The 17,483-nt window shown below is 60.3% G+C and carries 16 protein-coding genes; 4 read left to right on the top strand and 12 right to left on the bottom strand.

What is annotated here, in order from left to right:
• Nucleotides 1–204 precede the first annotated feature (204 nt).
• Both ACP26L_RS13990 and ACP26L_RS13985 read right to left on the bottom strand, forming a co-directional pair.
• Complete coding sequence (locus tag ACP26L_RS13990; RefSeq protein ID WP_426453338.1) at nucleotides 205–846, bottom strand: DJ-1/PfpI family protein; 642 nt, start codon at nucleotides 844–846, stop codon at nucleotides 205–207.
• A 297-nt stretch (nucleotides 847–1,143) separates the two neighbouring features.
• Complete coding sequence (locus ACP26L_RS13985) at nucleotides 1,144–2,220, bottom strand: rod shape-determining protein (RefSeq protein ID WP_426453336.1); 1,077 nt, start codon at nucleotides 2,218–2,220, stop codon at nucleotides 1,144–1,146.
• A gap of 537 nt (nucleotides 2,221–2,757) precedes the next feature.
• Between ACP26L_RS13985 and ACP26L_RS13980 the strand changes: the two genes are divergently transcribed.
• Both ACP26L_RS13980 and ACP26L_RS13975 read left to right on the top strand, forming a co-directional pair.
• A complete protein-coding gene (locus ACP26L_RS13980; protein ID WP_426453334.1) occupies nucleotides 2,758–3,102 on the top strand; it encodes a hypothetical protein in 345 nt (114 codons plus the stop codon).
• A complete protein-coding gene (locus ACP26L_RS13975; RefSeq protein ID WP_013916341.1) occupies nucleotides 3,089–3,556 on the top strand; it encodes a type II toxin-antitoxin system VapC family toxin in 468 nt (155 codons plus the stop codon). Before ACP26L_RS13980 ends, ACP26L_RS13975 begins: the two co-directional genes overlap by 14 nt.
• Nucleotides 3,557–3,833: 277 nt before the next feature.
• Here the strand turns inward: ACP26L_RS13975 and ACP26L_RS13970 are convergent, their stop codons facing one another.
• The 7 genes from ACP26L_RS13970 to ACP26L_RS13940 all read right to left on the bottom strand — a co-directional run bounded on the left by ACP26L_RS13970 (nucleotide 3,834) and on the right by ACP26L_RS13940 (nucleotide 11,180).
• Nucleotides 3,834–4,736 carry a GNAT family N-acetyltransferase gene (locus tag ACP26L_RS13970; protein WP_426453332.1) on the bottom strand — a complete coding sequence of 301 codons (903 nt, stop codon included), beginning with the start codon at nucleotides 4,734–4,736 and terminating at the stop codon, nucleotides 3,834–3,836.
• 127 nt (nucleotides 4,737–4,863) lie between these two features.
• A complete protein-coding gene (locus ACP26L_RS13965; protein ID WP_426453330.1) occupies nucleotides 4,864–5,682 on the bottom strand; it encodes an inositol monophosphatase family protein in 819 nt (272 codons plus the stop codon).
• The gene (locus ACP26L_RS13960; RefSeq protein ID WP_426454939.1) at nucleotides 5,683–6,297 is read right to left on the bottom strand and encodes a metalloregulator ArsR/SmtB family transcription factor; all 615 of its coding nucleotides are present in this window, start codon (nucleotides 6,295–6,297) and stop codon (nucleotides 5,683–5,685) included. It lies immediately after the preceding gene.
• Nucleotides 6,298–6,511: 214 nt separating this feature from the next.
• Nucleotides 6,512–8,098, bottom strand: coding sequence for a DUF3889 domain-containing protein (locus ACP26L_RS13955; protein ID WP_426453328.1), 1,587 nt, complete (start codon nucleotides 8,096–8,098; stop codon nucleotides 6,512–6,514).
• A 233-nt stretch (nucleotides 8,099–8,331) separates the two neighbouring features.
• Nucleotides 8,332–9,126: an ABC transporter ATP-binding protein gene (locus ACP26L_RS13950; protein ID WP_426453326.1), complete on the bottom strand. Its 795-nt coding sequence runs from the start codon at nucleotides 9,124–9,126 to the stop codon at nucleotides 8,332–8,334.
• A complete protein-coding gene (locus tag ACP26L_RS13945) occupies nucleotides 9,126–10,061 on the bottom strand; it encodes an ABC transporter permease (RefSeq protein WP_426453325.1) in 936 nt (311 codons plus the stop codon). The genes ACP26L_RS13950 and ACP26L_RS13945 overlap by 1 nt, the downstream gene beginning before the upstream one ends.
• A 69-nt stretch (nucleotides 10,062–10,130) precedes the next feature.
• Nucleotides 10,131–11,180 carry an ABC transporter substrate-binding protein gene (locus ACP26L_RS13940; protein WP_426454938.1) on the bottom strand — a complete coding sequence of 350 codons (1,050 nt, stop codon included), beginning with the start codon at nucleotides 11,178–11,180 and terminating at the stop codon, nucleotides 10,131–10,133.
• 234 nt (nucleotides 11,181–11,414) lie between these two features.
• Between ACP26L_RS13940 and ACP26L_RS13935 the strand changes: the two genes are divergently transcribed.
• Together ACP26L_RS13935 and ACP26L_RS13930 are read left to right on the top strand one after the other, a co-directional pair.
• The gene (locus ACP26L_RS13935) at nucleotides 11,415–11,591 is read left to right on the top strand and encodes a hypothetical protein (RefSeq protein ID WP_426453323.1); all 177 of its coding nucleotides are present in this window, start codon (nucleotides 11,415–11,417) and stop codon (nucleotides 11,589–11,591) included.
• 213 nt (nucleotides 11,592–11,804) lie between these two features.
• Entirely contained in the window at nucleotides 11,805–12,839 is a 1,035-nt protein-coding gene (locus ACP26L_RS13930) for a zinc-binding alcohol dehydrogenase family protein (RefSeq protein ID WP_426453322.1), read from the top strand.
• Nucleotides 12,840–13,183: 344 nt separating this feature from the next.
• On the opposite strand, the gene ACP26L_RS13925 is transcribed toward ACP26L_RS13930, so the two are convergent.
• The 3 genes from ACP26L_RS13925 to ACP26L_RS13915 form a co-directional block, all read right to left on the bottom strand.
• The gene (locus ACP26L_RS13925) at nucleotides 13,184–13,567 is read right to left on the bottom strand and encodes a winged helix-turn-helix transcriptional regulator (RefSeq protein ID WP_426453320.1); all 384 of its coding nucleotides are present in this window, start codon (nucleotides 13,565–13,567) and stop codon (nucleotides 13,184–13,186) included.
• Between the two features lie 34 nt (nucleotides 13,568–13,601).
• Nucleotides 13,602–14,849 (bottom strand): chromate transporter, encoded by a 1,248-nt coding sequence (locus tag ACP26L_RS13920; protein WP_426453318.1) that lies wholly within the window; start codon nucleotides 14,847–14,849, stop codon nucleotides 13,602–13,604.
• 268 nt (nucleotides 14,850–15,117) lie between these two features.
• On the bottom strand, nucleotides 15,118–17,397 hold the full coding sequence (locus ACP26L_RS13915) for a hypothetical protein (protein ID WP_426453316.1): 2,280 nt from the start codon (nucleotides 17,395–17,397) through the stop codon (nucleotides 15,118–15,120).
• Between the last annotated feature and the right edge of the window lie 86 nt (nucleotides 17,398–17,483).

Genomic DNA, 17,483 nt, shown 5'->3' with positions numbered 1-17,483 from the left:
GCCAGTGAATCAGTCCCGGATCGACAAAGTGCAGAAAGCCGAAGGACGCTGCATCGAAGGTTCCTTCAAAAAAACGGATGTTGGAATGGTGGGCATGCAGGCACCCGATCAGACGTTGGGCGGCGATAAGAATCCCTTCTTTCGTTAACAGTCCCAGGGGGTGAAGGCCTTCTTGGACGATGCCCCGTCTGGATATTCTTTACATCATAGCCCGCCCTGGCCCGCAGCGTCAACGGCTGCCGCCGCATCGTACAAGTCCTGTGCAGCCGAGCCTGCGCGGTAGTACGGATAATCCATGGACTTCTGCACGATCCGGACCGCCTCCACCCCGGCCAGCTGTTCCGCCACGTACAAGCCAAGATCGATCGAAGCGGCCACACCGCCGGCGGTAATCACGCCCCCGTCTCTCACAATCCGGGAGTGAAGCACCTCCGAGCAGTACGGCCGGATGCCCTTGTACAGCCCGGGATTTGTCGTCGCCCGTTTCCCTTCCAGGAAGCCCGCCGCTCCGAGCAGTAAGGCCCCCGTACATACGGAGATTTTGAGAGGGACGGATTCCGCCGTCCGCAGCCATGCGAGGAACTCCGGATCGAGCTGCAGCTCCCGTGTTCCCATGCCGCCCGGGATGAACAGCATGTCGTAACCGGACAAGTCCCCAATCCGTTTGGGGATGCGCACGGTCATTCCCCGGTCATCTGTGATTTCTTCCTCCAGAGCGCACAGGTCATAGGTCAGCCTGCCGAAGCCCTCTACCCGGTTCAGCCGGGTCACCGCATCGAAGAATCCGTGAAAATCAAGCATCGTCACTTCATTGAACAGAATGCATGCCATGCGAATCACCTTCATGACGTTCCCCCCACCTAAGCGTTTGCGAGGTTACGGAACCCTTGTCCGCTGTGCAGGCTTGTCGTAGGTGTCTTCCTCTTTCTTGATTATAACCGGCTTCCTTGCAGATCGCTCAGGCCCATGGGCACATTTCCTGCCCAGCCGTTTTGAGCCTGAGGTATAATAGCCGTACTCGAGGACCAGCCGGACGAAGATAAGGATGGCCTGGCGGACTCTGTCACGCCGGAAGCGGGCCCCCTCCCCAAAAAGACAAAAGGACCCCGCCACTCCAGGCGGAATCCTTTCGTCCCTGCAAGCTTACGCCTCCTGGCGCATCCGCTCGCCCTCTCTCTCCGCAGACGCCGCACTCTCGCGGTAGCCCGGCAGGCCGGTGCCCATCCGCCGCTCCCGGCGGTAGTCGAGCATCATGCCCGCCCCGAGGGCTGTGCAGTCGAGCGGCTCCGCGGCGATGTGAACCGGCACCCCGGTCTCCGCCTGAATCCGGTCGTCGAGCCCGTGGAGCAGCGCTCCGCCGCCGCACAGCAGCATGCCGCGCTCCACGACATCGCCCGCCAGCTCCGGCGGGCAGTGCTCCAGCGTATAGCGGATCGCCTCGAAGATCACCGCCAGGAAATCATCGAACAGCCCGCGGATTTCCCCTGACGTGAGGCGCACCGCACGGGGTAGCCCGTCGATGAGATCACGCCCGCGGATGTCGATGGAGATCTCCTCCGGCAGCTCGACCGCGGAGCCGATCCGCATCTTGATCTCTTCGGCCGTACGGTCGCCGATCGCGAGATTGTAAGTCTTTTTGACATACTCGATAATGTCCTTGTCGATCGACATCCCCGCACGCCGCACCGTATGGCTGACGACGATGCCCCCGAGCGACAGCACGGCCACCTGGCTGGTGCCCCCGCCGATATCCAGGACAAGCGAGCCGATCGGCTCGTCCACCGGCATCCCCGCACCGAGCGCCGCCGCCAGGGGCTCTTCGACGGCTACCGCCTTCTTCGCCCCCTTGTGCACCATGGTCTCCTCGACCGCCCGCTTCTGCACGCTCGTGATCCCGCACGGTACCGAGATGTATACCTGGGAATTGCGCAGCCAGCGCCGGCGGCCCTCAATCTTACGGATGAACAGCTGCAGCATCTGCGAAGTCATCTCGAAGTTCGCAATCACTCCGCTTGTCAGCGGATAGACGATCTCCAGCGATTCCGGCGTACGCCCGATCATCGCCTGCGCCTCCGTGCCTACGGCCACAATCTCGCCCGTATCCTGGCGGATCGCCACCACGGACGGTTCTCTGAGCACGATTCCCCTCCCCTGCTGATAGATCACCGTATTCGATGTTCCAAGATCAATGCCGTAATAAATATCAAAGCGTCCCAGCACGCTTCATCTCCTCCTTTTCCCTCTTCAGGACCGAGGTTCATCGGCGCCAAGGCAGCCTTACCGTATACCTTCCTGCAGCCGACTCCCCAAACGGCCCCTGCACCCGCCCTTCCGGCACCCTCGCCGGGACGGCTGCGAATGATTGCCCATTGGTTGTTTGCCTGCCATTCCTGCTATGTACCTGTGCGGGCCGAGCGCGGTGATGTCTCACGCTCTCATGTGCTTGACCTACCTGAAGTTCCGCCCTTTTTGGGAAGCATTTCCCTAAAGCATTCTGTACACGACCCGTATTTACGGGGGCACACCGCCAAAAAACGAACGGACCACCACCTCGCCCCCACGTTTTCCGGCTTGATTCAGGGGCTGTTTGAATTCGGGGAGCCGCGGTTAAATAACTATGTTATAATGAGACTGTTCCGTCTTTTCCGACAAAAACCCCCATAAAATTGGAATATTACGTCGAATGGTATAGGACGGCGACAGTACACAGAACCGAAGCAACCGAATGAAACTACTGGAGTTTGGAAGGTGACGCCCATGAGCAATTCCAAAGATCTGCTGCAAAGCAAGCTGAAGGCTTGGAAGAGCGCCGCAACCTCGCTGATCTCTTCCCCCGAAGGCGAAAACGAAACCGACAGCCATGTGATCGAGCTGGAGCCCGAATATTACGAGAAGTGCCGGCAAATGGCCGAAGCCCAGCATACGACGGTCAGCGGTGCCGTCCACTATATGATCGAGCAGTTTTTTGCCGTACGCAGCCACGAGATGATGTTCCAGGCTACCGTGGAGCAAAAAGAGAAGAATCCGCTTCTGCAGCTTGATGCGCTTACCAAACGCAGAGACCGGCGGGTAGAGGAGGCAGAAGAATATGAGCGTACTTGATACGGACGGACTCGGCCAGACGGTCTTCCTGGAGCAGTCCGCCCTGATGGCGTTCATGAATCCCGAAGACCCTTATTATCTCAAGGCCCGTACACTGTTCTACGATATGGATGATATGGACCGGCGGCTCGCTACGACGAACTATGTCGTGTTCGAGACCCACCAGTGGCTGCGCAATCATTTTGATTATTCGGATGCCCAGATCTTCCTGAACACGATGGACAAAGCGGCCCAGAAGGGCGTCTTGACGATTATTCCAAGCTCACCGGAACTGGAGCAGGAGGCCAAGCGGCTCATCATCGACTTCCCGAACTACCAGTTCTCGCTGAGCGAAGCGCTGACGGCGGTTGTCATGCTCTCCTACCAGATGAAGCGGATCTTCACCTTCAATCCGAACTATTCGTTTCTGCCGAAGATGGACCGGGAGATCAAGGTGCTGCCTAGCATGTGGTGACAAGCGGCCCCCAACCGCGGATCCCGAATTGAACCGCTTACATAATGTTCCGCCAGGAACCCCGGCAGGCCGGCTTACCATAGGGTAGGCCGGCCTGTTTGACGCGGAAGCCGGGATGCCCAGAGGATTCGGCTACTCCCGAAAGGGACGGACCGCACGGACGACGGCTGCCGGTCCGATGCGAACGGTGAAGACAGCGGAGCCCTGTACGGTCTAAGGCAGCTCGCGCCAACAGCCCCGGGTTCGACTGATGATCGTCACTCCTGTTCTAACTTGCTCAGGAGAGCTGCGCGGTCTTGGGCTCGATCGTCTTCTTCAAATAGTATCTCTGGTACCCTTCCGGAAAGCCGTCGAGCACCCCGAATACTTCAAACCCCATCTTCCTGTAGAACTCCGGCGCCTGGAAGCTGAACGTATCGAGGTGCATCAGCTTGCAGCCGCGCAGCCGCGCAGCTTCTTCCGCCTCTGCAATCAGCCTCCCGCCCAGCCCCCGTCCTCGGTACTTCTCATGTACCCACAGGATCTCGACATACAGGGCGAACCGGTAGGTCCGGCCTAGCAGCCCGCCAGTTACCGAACCATCCTCGTCCTTCAGCAGGAAATTCATCGTCTCCGAATGAGCGTGGAAGGCGGTCGGTGCCGTGAGCTGATTGAATGCCATCAGCTGGGCCCGCACCGTACGGGCCTCTTCTTCCGTCCACTGGTCCGTCAGCAGCGGAAGTGGATCTTGTTTCGCAGTCATGGTTGGTTCCTCCCTCTTTACTTGCATGGCAGCATGCGCTGCAATGTCCCCTTCCCAATCCTGGAGCACGCGGCGTCCGGTCCCCAGCTCATAAGTACGCACGAAGAACCAGGCGAATCCCGCATAGAAGCCAAGCAGCGGATACCGGAAGGAAGCCGGCTTGTTCTTCTCGAAGCCGAAGTGTCCTGTCCAGGACAGAAGGTAATGTATCGCTGCGAAGACCGCCGTAAGCCGCCAGTCGACCAGCAGGAAGATCCACCCGAGGAAGGCAGCGAGAAACGCTGCGTAATGCAGCCGCAGGTTCCACGGATGGCGGTGAGCCTGCAGATACCGTACCACATCCGACTTCACGCGTCCGGGCGTCCGCAGCTGGGGGCCGTGGGCAGGATCTTCCAAAATCCCGGAATCATTCTCCGGTGTGGAGACGGTCTTCTTCATGCGGCACGTACTTCCTTTCTCCTTGGAGTTCCCGTTCCCGCGAGTAAGGTTTGCCTCCGTTCTGAGGGGCTATTCCTCTGCCGCCCCAGCCTGTCGTACAGCCCCTTCTCTCCAGATCTGCGCCTCGTTACTGCGGCAGAATCGCTCCAGCCTCCATCCCCCGGCGTACGAGCTCCAGGAGCTCCTCCAGCCGGTCCGGCGCACAGGAGACGAGGTACGGCTCGGGGTTCATTCCTTCGAACGGACGGCCTTCAAAGTCGGTGACGACGGCACCCGCTTCCTTGGCGAGCAGCACACCGGCATACAGGTCGTCGCCTTCCGAGTTGTAGAGCACGATGCCGTCGAGGTCTCCTCTCGCCAGCATGCTCCACTGCAGCGCCGGCGCCCAGAGTGGCAGCACCCGCTTCGAGTTCTCTTCGAGATGCCGCTTCAGTGCGGCGGCCCGGCCCCTTCGGCCTACTTGATGACCCTGAATCCAAGCCAGCGTCAGCTTCGGCGTGGGCCGCCCCGTCTTAGCCGTGAGCGGCAGCCCGTTCATCACGGCGCCCTTCCCCTTCTCAGCCACGTACAGGTTGCCGAGATGCGAGTCATAGATCACGCCGAGCACCGGCTCCTTGCGGTACAGCAGCGTGATCGATACGCCGTATGCGGCCAGCCCGATCGCATAGTTGTTCGTGCCGTCGAGCGGATCAACCAGCCAGAGCCAATCGCCCTCCACTCCCGACCAGCCGCTCTCTTCGCTGCGGACCTGATGCTCCGGGAAGGCGGCGTTCAGCCTGCTCAGGATCTCACGCTCTGCGAGCAGGTCGACGGCCGTCACCAGGTCGCCGTCACTGCCCTTGGCCAGAATCTCCTTCTCCTGGTCAAAATGCTCCTTCGCCAGCCGCCCTGCCGCCACGGCCGCTTCCGCCGCCACTTCTTTTGCCTTCGTCAACAAGTCCTGCATCTACCTGACTTCCTCCCACTTCGTCCACATTTCTTCCGGATTCAGCTCATACACCTCGTTCTCACGAAACATAAAGTGATGCATGATGAATTCCCGCCGGATCGTTGCAAAATCCTCGTGATATTCCCGGATGACTTCGTTCAGCTCCCGTTCCGGATAGGTGCGCCCATGCTCCAGGGTTCGGGCGATCCGCTCGAGCGCGATCAGCTTCTTCTTGTACTGGGCGGGAATCCGGATCAGCCTGCCTTCTTTGGTAAAAAAATGCTTGAACACGGATGCTTGTAACTTCTCGTTTTCCAAGGACAATTCCTCCTTTTCGACCAGGGGATTCTGAAAGATGAGATCGAGGGACGCCTGGGCGTGCTCTCTCAGAAAATACTCGCTCAAGGAGAAGTAGATCGTATTCTTCTCCCGACGTTCGCGGATCAGCGCTGCTTCCCGCAGCTTGGCCGCATGGTGCGTCACCGTCGCCGGAGCGAGATGAAGCCGCTCGGCCAGCTGCCCGCCGCTGCATTCCCCTTGGGCGAGCAGAATCAGCATCCGGAAGCGGGTCGGGTCGGCCAGCGCTTTATGATACGTGATGATTTTATCCAATTGTACAGGCAGGGGCTCCATCTCCTTTGACATTTATCTAATTAGATATTAATCGAATTAGATTCCTTTGGCAATAAGGGGACAAAAAAATAACCGGCCGCCGCGATGGGCGATGCCGGGTAGGATGTAACCGTGCTCTGTTCCTAGCTTCTGGACCGGGACGGCTCTTATCCGCTGTACTAGGAGAGTTGCCGATTCCTTGGGAGCGCTCAAGACTGTGCCCTGCGCCATCGACTCACCGGTCCGTCTCTTCGAAGGTAACGGACTGCAGCCGCTCGGTCGAGGTCTCCCACCGCACATGGACGAGGACACCGAAGCCGTGGCCGTCCTTCACCACCCACAGCTTGAAGGTATCCTCGGTGAGATTCGGACCGGCCTCCTTCCGGCCGACGTACAGATAATCATGAATTTCGGCGTTGTATTTCTTGGCGGTCTCCTGCATGGCGATCCGCCCCCATGGCGCATAGGACGGAACACCTGCAGCGATAGCCGCTCTTATTCGCCCCCCCATGCCTGCCGCATGCAGCGGCTGCGGATCATACCAGGCCAGAGCCCAGCTCCAGTCAAAATGCTCGTAATAGGACGTGCCGGCTGCAAGTCCTTTGATGTAAGGCTCCGCTCCCGCGCCCGAAGCATCTGCGATCCAGACGTCCGCTTCCTTGCGGTCCGAGCGCACCCACGTCAGATTCCCCGAGCGTCTTACATAGTAAGGCGCGAAGTCCCCGGAGCCGCCTGGCGGATTCGTGAGCCGCTGTCCGTCGTCAGGCCCTGCGGTTACTGCCGTTACCCGGTAGAGCGCAGGCAGCGGCCGGAGGCTCTCTTCCGTCTCCCAGTCACTCTCCTTGGAACGGGAGACCGCCAGCGTGCTGTCATCGAGCCAGGTGAAACCCCTGTCGGCATAGCCGGGAGGGGTATAGCCTCCTGACCTGAAGGCTCCCGCTTCCCGGATCAGAAGCCGCTTGTTCTGCGTCACGAGCCGGCCTTCGCCCTCAATGTAAGCCAGCTTCTCCGCCTTGGGGGCCCAGTGGAACCAGGACTCATAGCCGAGCATCGAACCGAGCCTGCGGAACGTGCTGCCATCGGCCGAGAGCAGGCACAGCGTATTGCTGTCCGCCGACAAGGAGGCGGTAGGCCGCGCGATGAAAGAGATCCAGCGCCGGTCAGGCGACCACTTGAACGTGCTCGTGCCGATCGCGAAGAAATCCTCGCTCTGCAGGGGCAGCGTGAACAGAGGCCTGGGCTTGGACGGCGCCGAACCGCTGCGCAGGGCAACGGTGTACAGCTCGACCGCGCTCCAGCCCGCCGGGTTCAGCTGCGCAGCGGAGGAAACCAGGAAGCCGCTGCCATCCGGCAGCCAGGCGTAATTGCCGACGCCCACCGCCTCGCTCTTGAAGGTTCCTGCGCCGTTGTGGCCCACCTCGACCGTCCCCAGTACCGTTTCAAGCTGAAAGGCCAGCACATTGCGTACGGGTGACCAACGGTAATGCGATCCGCCCTGGCTTCTGACTTGCACATGCCGTCCTGTCTGGACGGCATAGACCCAGATCTCCCCCTGGGATGATTCGGCGGAAGTCCGCCGGGTATACGCAACGTACTGTCCGTCTGCGGACCACTGGGGCGTGTCCGCTATGCCTCCCTCCGTCAGCTCTCTTTCCTGGCCGTCCGTCTTCAGCCAGAGATGACCGCCGCGGATGAAAGCCGCCTTCGGTTCTTCTTTCTGCGGAGCCGGCCGCCCCTCGACCTGGGTCACCGGCAGCCAGGTCCCGCACAGCAGCACGGCCGTTAAGCTTGCGATTCTTATTTTTCTTCGATTGAAGTGCATGGGGGTTGGTCGCTCCCTTCGTCATGGCTATCTTCAGGCTTGGATACGATTAGCATGGCCTCCTGCCTCTGGATTATGTGACGGATCGGACGTCACTGCCATAGAACCGGGTACGGGAGCTCCGCAGATCTAACTTAGAGAGATGAGCTGCTGCGAGTTATGTTTAATTGGATAAAAAAAGCCCCCATCCCACATCTGTGGTGGAATGGAGGTTTGGTGTGCGTAAACTACTCTTATCCGAGGACGACCCGGTCATCCGCCAGCTTCTCCCCGCGGATCCTCTCGAATTCCTTCAGGAGGCCTTCGACGGTCAGTCCCTGCTTCTTCTCCGGCGGCACATCGAGAATGATCGTACCCTTGTCCATCATGATGAGGCGGTTGCCGAGCCGGATCGCCTGTTCCATGTTGTGGGTGACCATCAGCGTGGTGAGCTTCATCTCCGAGACGATGGATTCCGTCAGTGTGGTAATGAGCTCCGCTCGGGACGGGTCCAGCGCCGCCGTATGCTCGTCAAGCAGCAGGATGCGAGGCTTGGTGAACGTCGCCATAAGGAGGCTCAGCGCCTGGCGCTCCCCGCCGGAGAGCAGGCCGACCTTCGCGTTCAGCCGCTTGTCGAGGCCGATGCCGAGCCGTCCCAGCTGCTCGCGGAAGAACTTGCGTTTGCTGCCGGTGACGCCGATGGAGAGGCCTCTCGGCTTGCTGCGCGAATACGCGAGGGCCAGGTTTTCCTCGATCGTCATGGTAGGCGCCGTACCGGCCATCGGATCCTGGAAGACCCGGCCGATCCACTGGCTGCGGCGGTGCTCCGGCAGGCCTTCGACCGCCTTCCCCTCGATATGGACCTGTCCGAGATCCGGCGTCATCACGCCGGAGATCAGGTTCATCAGAGTGGATTTGCCGGCCCCGTTGGAGCCGATCACGGTAACGAAGTCGCCTTCATTCAGATGCAGGTTAATACGGGACAGCGCCACCTTCTCATCCGGCGTGCCCGGGTTGAACAGCTTCGTAACATTCGCGATTCTCAGCATTACCGTACACCTCCCCGGGAGCTCTGTGCTGCTGCCGTGCGTTCGATCTCCGCGGCCCGCTTGCGGATGAACGTCCGCTGCCGGATCGAAGCGCGGACCTTCGGTACCGTCAGCGCAGCGATGACGATCAGCGCGGTCATCAGCTTCATGTCGGTCGCTTCGAGACCGATCTGCAGCGCCAGCGCAACGATCAGCCGGTAGACGATAGCCCCGAGCAGGACCGCGAGCGTAGCGCGGATAATGGTACGGGCGCCGAACAGCGCTTCACCGATGATAACCGAAGCCAGACCGATAACGATCATCCCTATCCCCATGTTCACGTCAGCGAATTGGGAATACTGGGTGATCAGCGCACCGGAGAGCGCAACCAATCCGTTCGAGAGGGAGACGCCCACGATAATCGTATTGTCGGTATGAACCCCGAAGCTTCGGATCATGCGGGGGTTGTCACCTGTCGCCCGCAGAGCGAGGCCAAGATCCGTATGCAGGAACCAATCGAGCGCGAACTTGATCAGGACAACCACAATCCCTACTGTGGGGATGACCCAGTGCTCCTCCACATTGCTGAGCAGGGAATCCATGCCGAACAGGGAGATGTTCGCCTTCTTGTCCATGATCCGCAGGTTGATCGAATACAGCGCTATCATCATGAGAATCCCAGACAGCAACGCATTAATCTTCCCCTTGGTGTGCAGCAGGCCCGTGCAGGCACCCACCAGCATCCCCCCTGCAAAAGCGGCTGCCGTCGCGACAAGCGGAGGTGTTCCTCCGGTGATGAGCACGGCTGCGATGGCGCCGCCGGTCGTGAAGCTTCCGTCCACCGTCAGATCCGGAAAGTCAAGAATGCGGTAGGTGATATAGACGCCAAGCGCCATCAGGGCGTAGAGGAGGCCGAGCTCCCCGGAGCCTTCTATAATGTCTAAGAATCCACTCATGTAGGTTCCCCCTAGAAAGAATGAAGAGTGACCTTGGCAGCATACGCAAAGGTCACTCCGTCTGACGTACTATTTCGCCGAACCGCTAAGCAGGTTCTTCGGATCCTGCACCTTGCTCTTCAGCGCGTCGGTAATCTCAACGCCCTGCGCCTTGGCAGCATCCAGGTTGATGATGAGATCCAGCTTATCCGGGTAGCTCACTTTGAGGTCGCCCGGCTTCGCGCCGTTCTTCAGAATCTCGACAGCCATCTTCCCTGCCTGGTAGCCGTGGTCGTAGTACTTGAAGCCGTACGTTGCCGTTGCGCCTCTCTCCACCGTATCCCGGTCAGAGGAGAAGAGCGGAATCTTCTTGTCATTGGCCACCTTGATCATCGTATCGACCGCACTGACGACCGTGTTGTCGAGGGTGATGTAGAACGCATCGACCTTGCCGGCCAGGGAATCCGCCGCCTGCTTCACTTCGGAAGAGTTCGTGACAGCCGCCTTGAGCACCTTGATATTATGTTTGGCCAGTGCCGTCTCGGCGTTCTTCGCCATCACGGCCGCATTCGGCTCTCCCTCGTTCAGGACAATCCCGACGGTCTTGACTTTGGGGAAGTCGGAGGCGATCAGGTCCATCAGCTTCGGTACCGCGTCCGGATGCGTGTCAGCCGCTCCCGTCACATTGCCGCCCGGCTTGTCCATGCTCTTCACAAGCTTGGCGCCGACCGGATCCGTAATGGCGGCGAACAGCACCGGGCTGTCCTTCACGCTCTGCACGGCCGCAAGTGCGGACGGCGTCGCGATCGCGAGCACGAGATCCTTCTTGTCCGATGCGAACTTCTGGGCGATCGTCAGATTATTGGTTGAATCGCCCTGGGCGTTCTGGTAATCTACCTGAAGGTTGTCCTTCTCTACCAATCCGCTGTCCTTCAGCGCCGCCAGGAACCCTTCGCGTGTCGCGTTGAGCGATGGATGCTCGACGATCTGCGTGATGCCGATCTTATAGACTTTCTTCTCTGTTGCGGCCGGAGCCGTGCTCCCGGCACTGCTGCCGTTAGTCGCGGTCTCCTTCGTTCCACAGCCTGCGAAGATCAGGGGAACGGCGAGAAGAAGCGGGATGAGCTTGAATGATTTCATCATGAATGACCTCCTGCATATGTAGATAAAACGGATTGACCCGCCCGAAGAGGACTGGGTCTGCGACATTCTGTATATCCGGGTCCGTCCTGCTAAAGAGAACAACCTGTCGCTTTTTCTGAATATTTTGTAGAAATTTGCTTTAACGCGGTAATGCTATATTATTACGCCGCTTCACATTCCGTCAATCATTATTTAACCTTCGTTCATTATTTCCAATATAAGGAGTACCCCGTGAAAATCGCCTTATTTATCCTGCTTTTGCTCTTGTATCCCCTGTTTCTTCAGGCGGTTCGGATCACCGACCTGCGTGCAGTCCCCCTCATCGTTCCGTATCTGCTCGGATGCCTCGCCGTCGTCATCCTCCTCTCCGAGGCCGCCGGTTTCTTCCTCAAAAAGAAAGACAAATAGTATAGAAGAAGACACGAGAGAATCCGGCCGGCGGTCCGGGGTTCTGCAGCGGCTTAAGAGATGGCGCGGCCTGCCAGTGCGGCAGTCACATTCCGTATACTATCTCACATCCATGTGCGTTCTTACGCCGGAGCTTCCCCCGGGGTATACTTGGTTTTGTTCGATTCACACCGATTTTCCTACTACTACCTATACCGAAAGGATGAACCTGTCATGTCCGCACAAGATCAAATGAAAGCCGTAGGCCTGTATCGTTATCTTCCCGTAGAGCACCCCGAAGCTCTGCTTGATGTGGTTGTGGAGAAGCCCGTCCCGGGCGAAGGCGAGCTGCTCATCCGCGTGATGGCGGTCTCCGTCAATCCGGTGGATACCAAGGTACGTGCCCCGAAGGACCGGATCGAGAGCTCCCCGCGGGTGCTCGGCTGGGATGCCGCAGGCATCGTCGAGGCCGTGGGTCCGGGCTGCACCCTGTTCCGGGCCGGCGATGAAGTCTATTATGCGGGCAGCATTGCCCGGCAGGGCTCTAACGCCGAATTCCAGACGGTCGATGAACGCATTGTCGGCCGCAAGCCGCAGGGACTGAGCTTCGCGGAAGCAGCCGCCCTGCCTTTGACGGCGATCACAGCCTGGGAAGGCCTGTTCGAACGGCTGCGCCTCCCAGCCGAAGCCGGAGCCGCAAGCGGGCGGACGGTGCTCATCATCGGGGCCGCCGGCGGGGTGGGCTCCATCGCGGTCCAGCTCGCCCGCTGGGCGGGCCTTACCGTCATCGGAACCGCCTCCCGCAGCGAATCGCAGGATTGGGTCCGGTCGCTTGGCGCCCACCATGTCATTGATCACCACGGGAACATGGCAGAACAGCTGGAGCTGCTGGGAATCGAGACGGTGGAATCCATTTTTTGCCTGAACAGCACGGCCTCCCATTGGGAGCAGATGGCCCGGATCGTGGCTCCGCAGGGGAGCATCTGCTCTATCGTCGAGACGGATGTCCCGCTCAACCTCACCCTGCTTAAGAACAAAAGCGCCTCGTTCGTCTGGGAATTTATGTTTACCCGCCCGATGTACGCTACGGAGGACCGGATTGAGCAGCACCGGCTCCTGAACCGGACGGCGGAGCTCCTGGATGCCGGCGTGCTGCGCACGACACTGACCAAGAAGCTGCAGGGGCTGAGCGCGGCGACGATCCGGGAAGCCCACACCCTGCTCGAGAGCGGCAGCGTGATCGGCAAGGTGGTTGTGGAAGCGGATTGATCCTGCCGTCAGGAGAGCGTCGGATCGTTCCCCTCCAGGAGTATGGCTATTTGGAATGAGACCTTGAGACCTTGAGACCTTGAGACCTTGAGACCTTGAAGCCGGCCAACCCTATTGGACGTTTAGCCATGCTCTACTAGAACAAATAAGGTTATCCGGCCAGGTACCGGATAACCTTGTTTTTCTGCCGGTCCGCCCTCTCCCCCCGGACCCTCCGACGTCTTAAGCCTCGCGAACCGGCGGGGCTTTTTGGCATTTTCTTCTTGGTACGCAGAAACCTAAAGGAGCCGACGCATCAGGAATCGGCCGGGATGCAGGATGAATTCCTGCCGCGGCATTGCGTGTCAGGACCCGCTTTCCGTTCCCGAATTCGTCCGTGCGGTCAAGCGCTGGTATTTCTCTCCCCAATCGCGCATCTGCAGAATGATTCCTTCGAGGGAGCGGCCAAGCTCCGTTAGCGAATATTCCACTCTCGGCGGAATTTCCTGATACACCTCGCGGTGGATCAGGCCGTCACTCTCCAGTTCCCTGAGCTGCAGGGTCAGCATCCGCTGCGTGATGCCGGGCATCAGGCGGCGGAATTCATTGAAGCGGACCGTTCCTCCGGTCAGGTGATAGAGGATGACCCCTTTCCACTTGCCACCGATGAGATCCAGCGTCGCTTCGACCGGACACCCGTAAGCGTTGTCCCCTTCGCACACTCCATAGCCTGCTTTGCGGTTGCGCATGGAACGCCCCTCCTTTCTTCCTTCTTCTGGTTAGTTATAGGCCCGGCAGGAAAGCTAGTGCAATGCCGATCAAGGCGCCCGAGATCACAACCACCCACGGCGGCAGCTTCCAGAACTCGAGCATGCCGTACAATAGAGCCGCTGCGGCAAAATCAGCGGGCCACAGGACCGCCGTCGACCAAATCGGCTGGTACCAGGCCGCGAGCAGAATGCCCACGACCGCCGCATTGATGCCGGCAAGGGCCCCCTGGGCCCGCGGGCTGGTGCGCCAATCCGCCCAGAACGGGAGCGCGCCCAGAATGAGCAGGAACGCCGGCAGGAAGATGGCGAGCGTAGCGACGACGGCCCCCTGCCAGCCCAGAGCGGACGCGCCCAGGTATGAAGCGAAGGTGAAGAGCGGACCGGGCACCGCCTGTGCGGCGCTATAGCCGGCGAGGAACGTCTCGCTGCTCATCCACCCTCCCGGAACCAGCTCGCGGTCCAAGAGAGGCAGGACGACGTGGCCGCCGCCAAAGACGAGCGAGCCCGCACGGTACATGATATCGAAGAGCGCCAGGGACGGGCTGTCCACGGCGCTGCGCAGCAGGGGCAGTCCGAACAACAGGGCGAAGAACAGTACGAGGCTGGCCGCCCCCGCCCTGCGGCTTAGGGGGATGCGGAAGGAGGGCGCGGCCTCCGCCTGCGCACCCTCGCCGCGGTAGACCCGAAGGCCGTACAGCCCTGCAGCCGCGATCAGCACGACCTGGCTGTAAGGCGCCTGCCACAGCAGCGCGGCCGCGGCCGCGAGCAGGGCGAGCGTCCGCCGGGAGCGGTCGGGGGCCAGCTTGGCGCCCATGCCGATCACTGCCTGCGCGACGACGGCGACGGCCACGAGCTTCAGCCCGTGCAGCCAGGGACTCGAGGCGGACGCCCCGCCCTGCACGGCGAAGGCGAAGAGCGTCAGCGCCAGCACGGAGGGCAGCGTGAAGCCGAGCCAAGCCGTGAGCGCTCCGGCGAGTCCGCCGCGCAGCAGGCCGATGCCCATGCCCACCTGGGAGCTGGCCGGTCCGGGCAGGAACTGGCACAGGGCGACGAGGTCGGCATAAGTACGCTCGTCGAGCCAGCGGCGCCGGACTACATACTCCTGCCGGAAGTAGCCGAGGTGGGCAGCGGGGCCGCCGAACGAGGTCAGCCCAAGACGCAGGGCGACCGTGAAGAGCTGCCACAGGCCCGGCGGTTCCGAAGCTCCGGATAAGGAGGCCCCCTTGTTCGTTTCTTGTTCCGTTAACGGGGATTGCTGCATATCAGGTTCTGACGCTCCTTCTGTTCCTGAGGTGGTCGTTTACAATAAGCCTGCACAGCAAGCCTTCCTCCTCCCATCTAAACAAATCGCATGCCAAGTTACAAGTGTTTTTGATATGAAGACGCGGGAAACGCCAAAAAAACCGCCCGTCTCTTCCCGCAGGGGAAGAAGCCGGACGGCTTTCGGATGGATGCTGAACTCCTGTCCAGGTTAATGGATAACCTTCACTTTACTGCACCTTTACCGCATTACCTTTACCGCATTACCTTTACTTCAGTACCTTCACAAGACGCTTCGCCGTTCCTTCCGGCGTGGTGACCGTCTCGTACACATGAATCGACGTGCCGGATTCGATCTGCTCGGATTGGATATCCGTGAAGGTGATCTTGTGCTTGCCGGAGTTCAGCTTCTGGGTGCCCATGAAGGTGCCCGTCGATGTGCTGAGCACGCGGCCCGTCGCATCCACCAGATCGAATTCGATGCCGGAGAAGCCGGAGTCAATGATGACGTTATCCTTACGCGTCACAGTCAGCGACATGTTAAGCACATAGGAATAGTCTCCGCTGCTATACAGCCAGCCGCCCGTGTACCAGTCGAAGCCCACCTCGAACGGATAGAAGCTGATCTTGTCCGAAGTCGTATCATCCTTCTGGAAGGCCACCTGGTACGTGCCGAGCATCAGCTTGGCCGGGGCCGCCGCCTTGGCATCGGTCACCTGCAGCGCATACTGCTCTTCTTCACCCGCGTTGTCCGCAAGCATGAAGGAGTAGCTGACGACATAGCTGGTACCCGGCGCGATGGTCGAAGCCGTCGTGCTCTGGCGCGTACCCGGGTAGGACAGGCCATTGCTTGCCAGCAGCTCAAGCCCCACATCCGGAAGCGATACGGCGGTGGTGCCGTTATTGGTCAGTTTGATCTTCGCGATGGCCGTGCGGTAGCCGTACTCCTCGTTCTCATGCTCGTGCAGCTCCACTAGCGAGGTGGTGAGCTGCGAATCGATGGAGGAGGTGGCTTCGAGCGGCATCACATTGCCAAGCGTGTACGCCTTGGCCGTCTGCAGTGAATTCGCCTGCCGCGTGATCCCCTTCAGCGACGCGATCATCACGGGACGGGTCACCGATACGGTGGACGTTGTCGATGCCTTCGTCGTGGTGGATGTCGAGGAAGTGCTGTTGGAGCCCGCAGTCGAAGCCGACGAGCTTGTGCCTGTAGCAGACGAAGTGCTTGTGCTTGATGTACTGCCCGACGTACTGCCCGAGGTTCCGGACGAAGTGCTCGTTCCCGTGCCTGTCCCTGTCGAAGACGACGTGCCGGAAGAGCTTGACGTACTGGAAGTGGAAGCCGTGCCGGTATCCGCACGCACGACCAAGCTGGCGCTCTCCGCATCGATGCCCTCTGGAAGCAGAGCCGAAAACTGCAGGGTCACCGTGGATTTCGGCTGCACGTACGATTCACTTGTCGTCCGTACCAGCGTGGCCGCCTCCGAAGCGTTGTAGCCGAACTGGTAGGTTCCCGTCAGATCCGGCAGAGCCAGCACGCTATCGGTGTCGTTGCGGACAGTGACGGTCGTCTGGACGAGCGTCTCATCGTCCTGTGCGGCGGAAGCCGCTTTCTCCGCCACCAGCGTCAGACCCTCATAGCTGCCGGTCAGCTCGCGTTCGCCGCCAAGTGCCGTCGCCGCGGCAGGTCCGGTCACCGGCAGGCTCGCCAGCACCTCTTCATCGCCGGAAGCATCGGTCCAGAGCTGGAAGCTCATCGCACCGGCTGCCGCCGCCTCGGCCGAAGGAGCAAGGGAGCGGACTGTGCGCACGACCGTACCGCCCGGAGGAAGCACGGAAGAGTCGCCTGTCAGCAGCGAGCCTTCATAAGAGTAGCCTTGGGCGTCCCTCAGACGGTACTGCAGGGCAGAAGGGAGTGTCAGATCCGAACCGCTGTCATTGGTGAACGCGAGTTCCACGTAGAGGTAGCGCTTGCCGCTCTCCACTGTCTCGTAAGCTTCGCCCCGCTTCACGGTCACGAAGCCTTCACTGTCGAGACTCGTGTCGGCATCCTGCAGGGAGATCGTCGCTTGGACACCCGGCTCGCTGCCGGCCGGGGCTTCAACGGCGGCGTTCAGCGCGCCGATATCCCGGATGCCGTCCGTGCCGCTGCCGTTCCATTCGAACAGGTCGACCTTCAGCCCTTCAGCCGATGCGAGATTCCCAAGCTCCGAGTAGAACGGGAACTCCTGGTCGGCCCCCGGCTGAACCCGGGCGCTGAACTTGCCCGTCAGCCGTGCCGGGTAGCGGTTGCCCGCGGCATCCAGCACTCGGACGCCGTAACGGTTGAAGTCGACAACGGACGAACTGCCGTTATGCAGCTTCAAGGTGAACTGCATCAACGCGGAGCTGCCGGAAGCCACCGAAGCCCGCTCCAGTGTAAAGTAAGTATCGCCCGCAAGGAAGACGCCTTCCTTGCCGGCCCAGGCACCCGACGGCAGAGCCACCGAGCCGAACGCCGCGGTGACCGCCAAAGCGTAGAGCAGTGATTTGTTCCATATCTTCTTCAAAGGATAATCCTCCTTCAGTGTTCATCTGGATGGATGCCCCCGGACCGGAAAGTCCTTCTCTCCGGCCGGGGGGCATGTTGTGTTCC

Source organism: Paenibacillus sp. S-38 (assembly GCF_049942825.1).
In the GTDB taxonomy this organism is placed as follows: domain Bacteria; phylum Bacillota; class Bacilli; order Paenibacillales; family NBRC-103111; genus Paenibacillus_G.
Note: the sequence above shows the minus strand (reverse complement) of the source record. Positions and strands in the feature narration are given on the sequence as shown.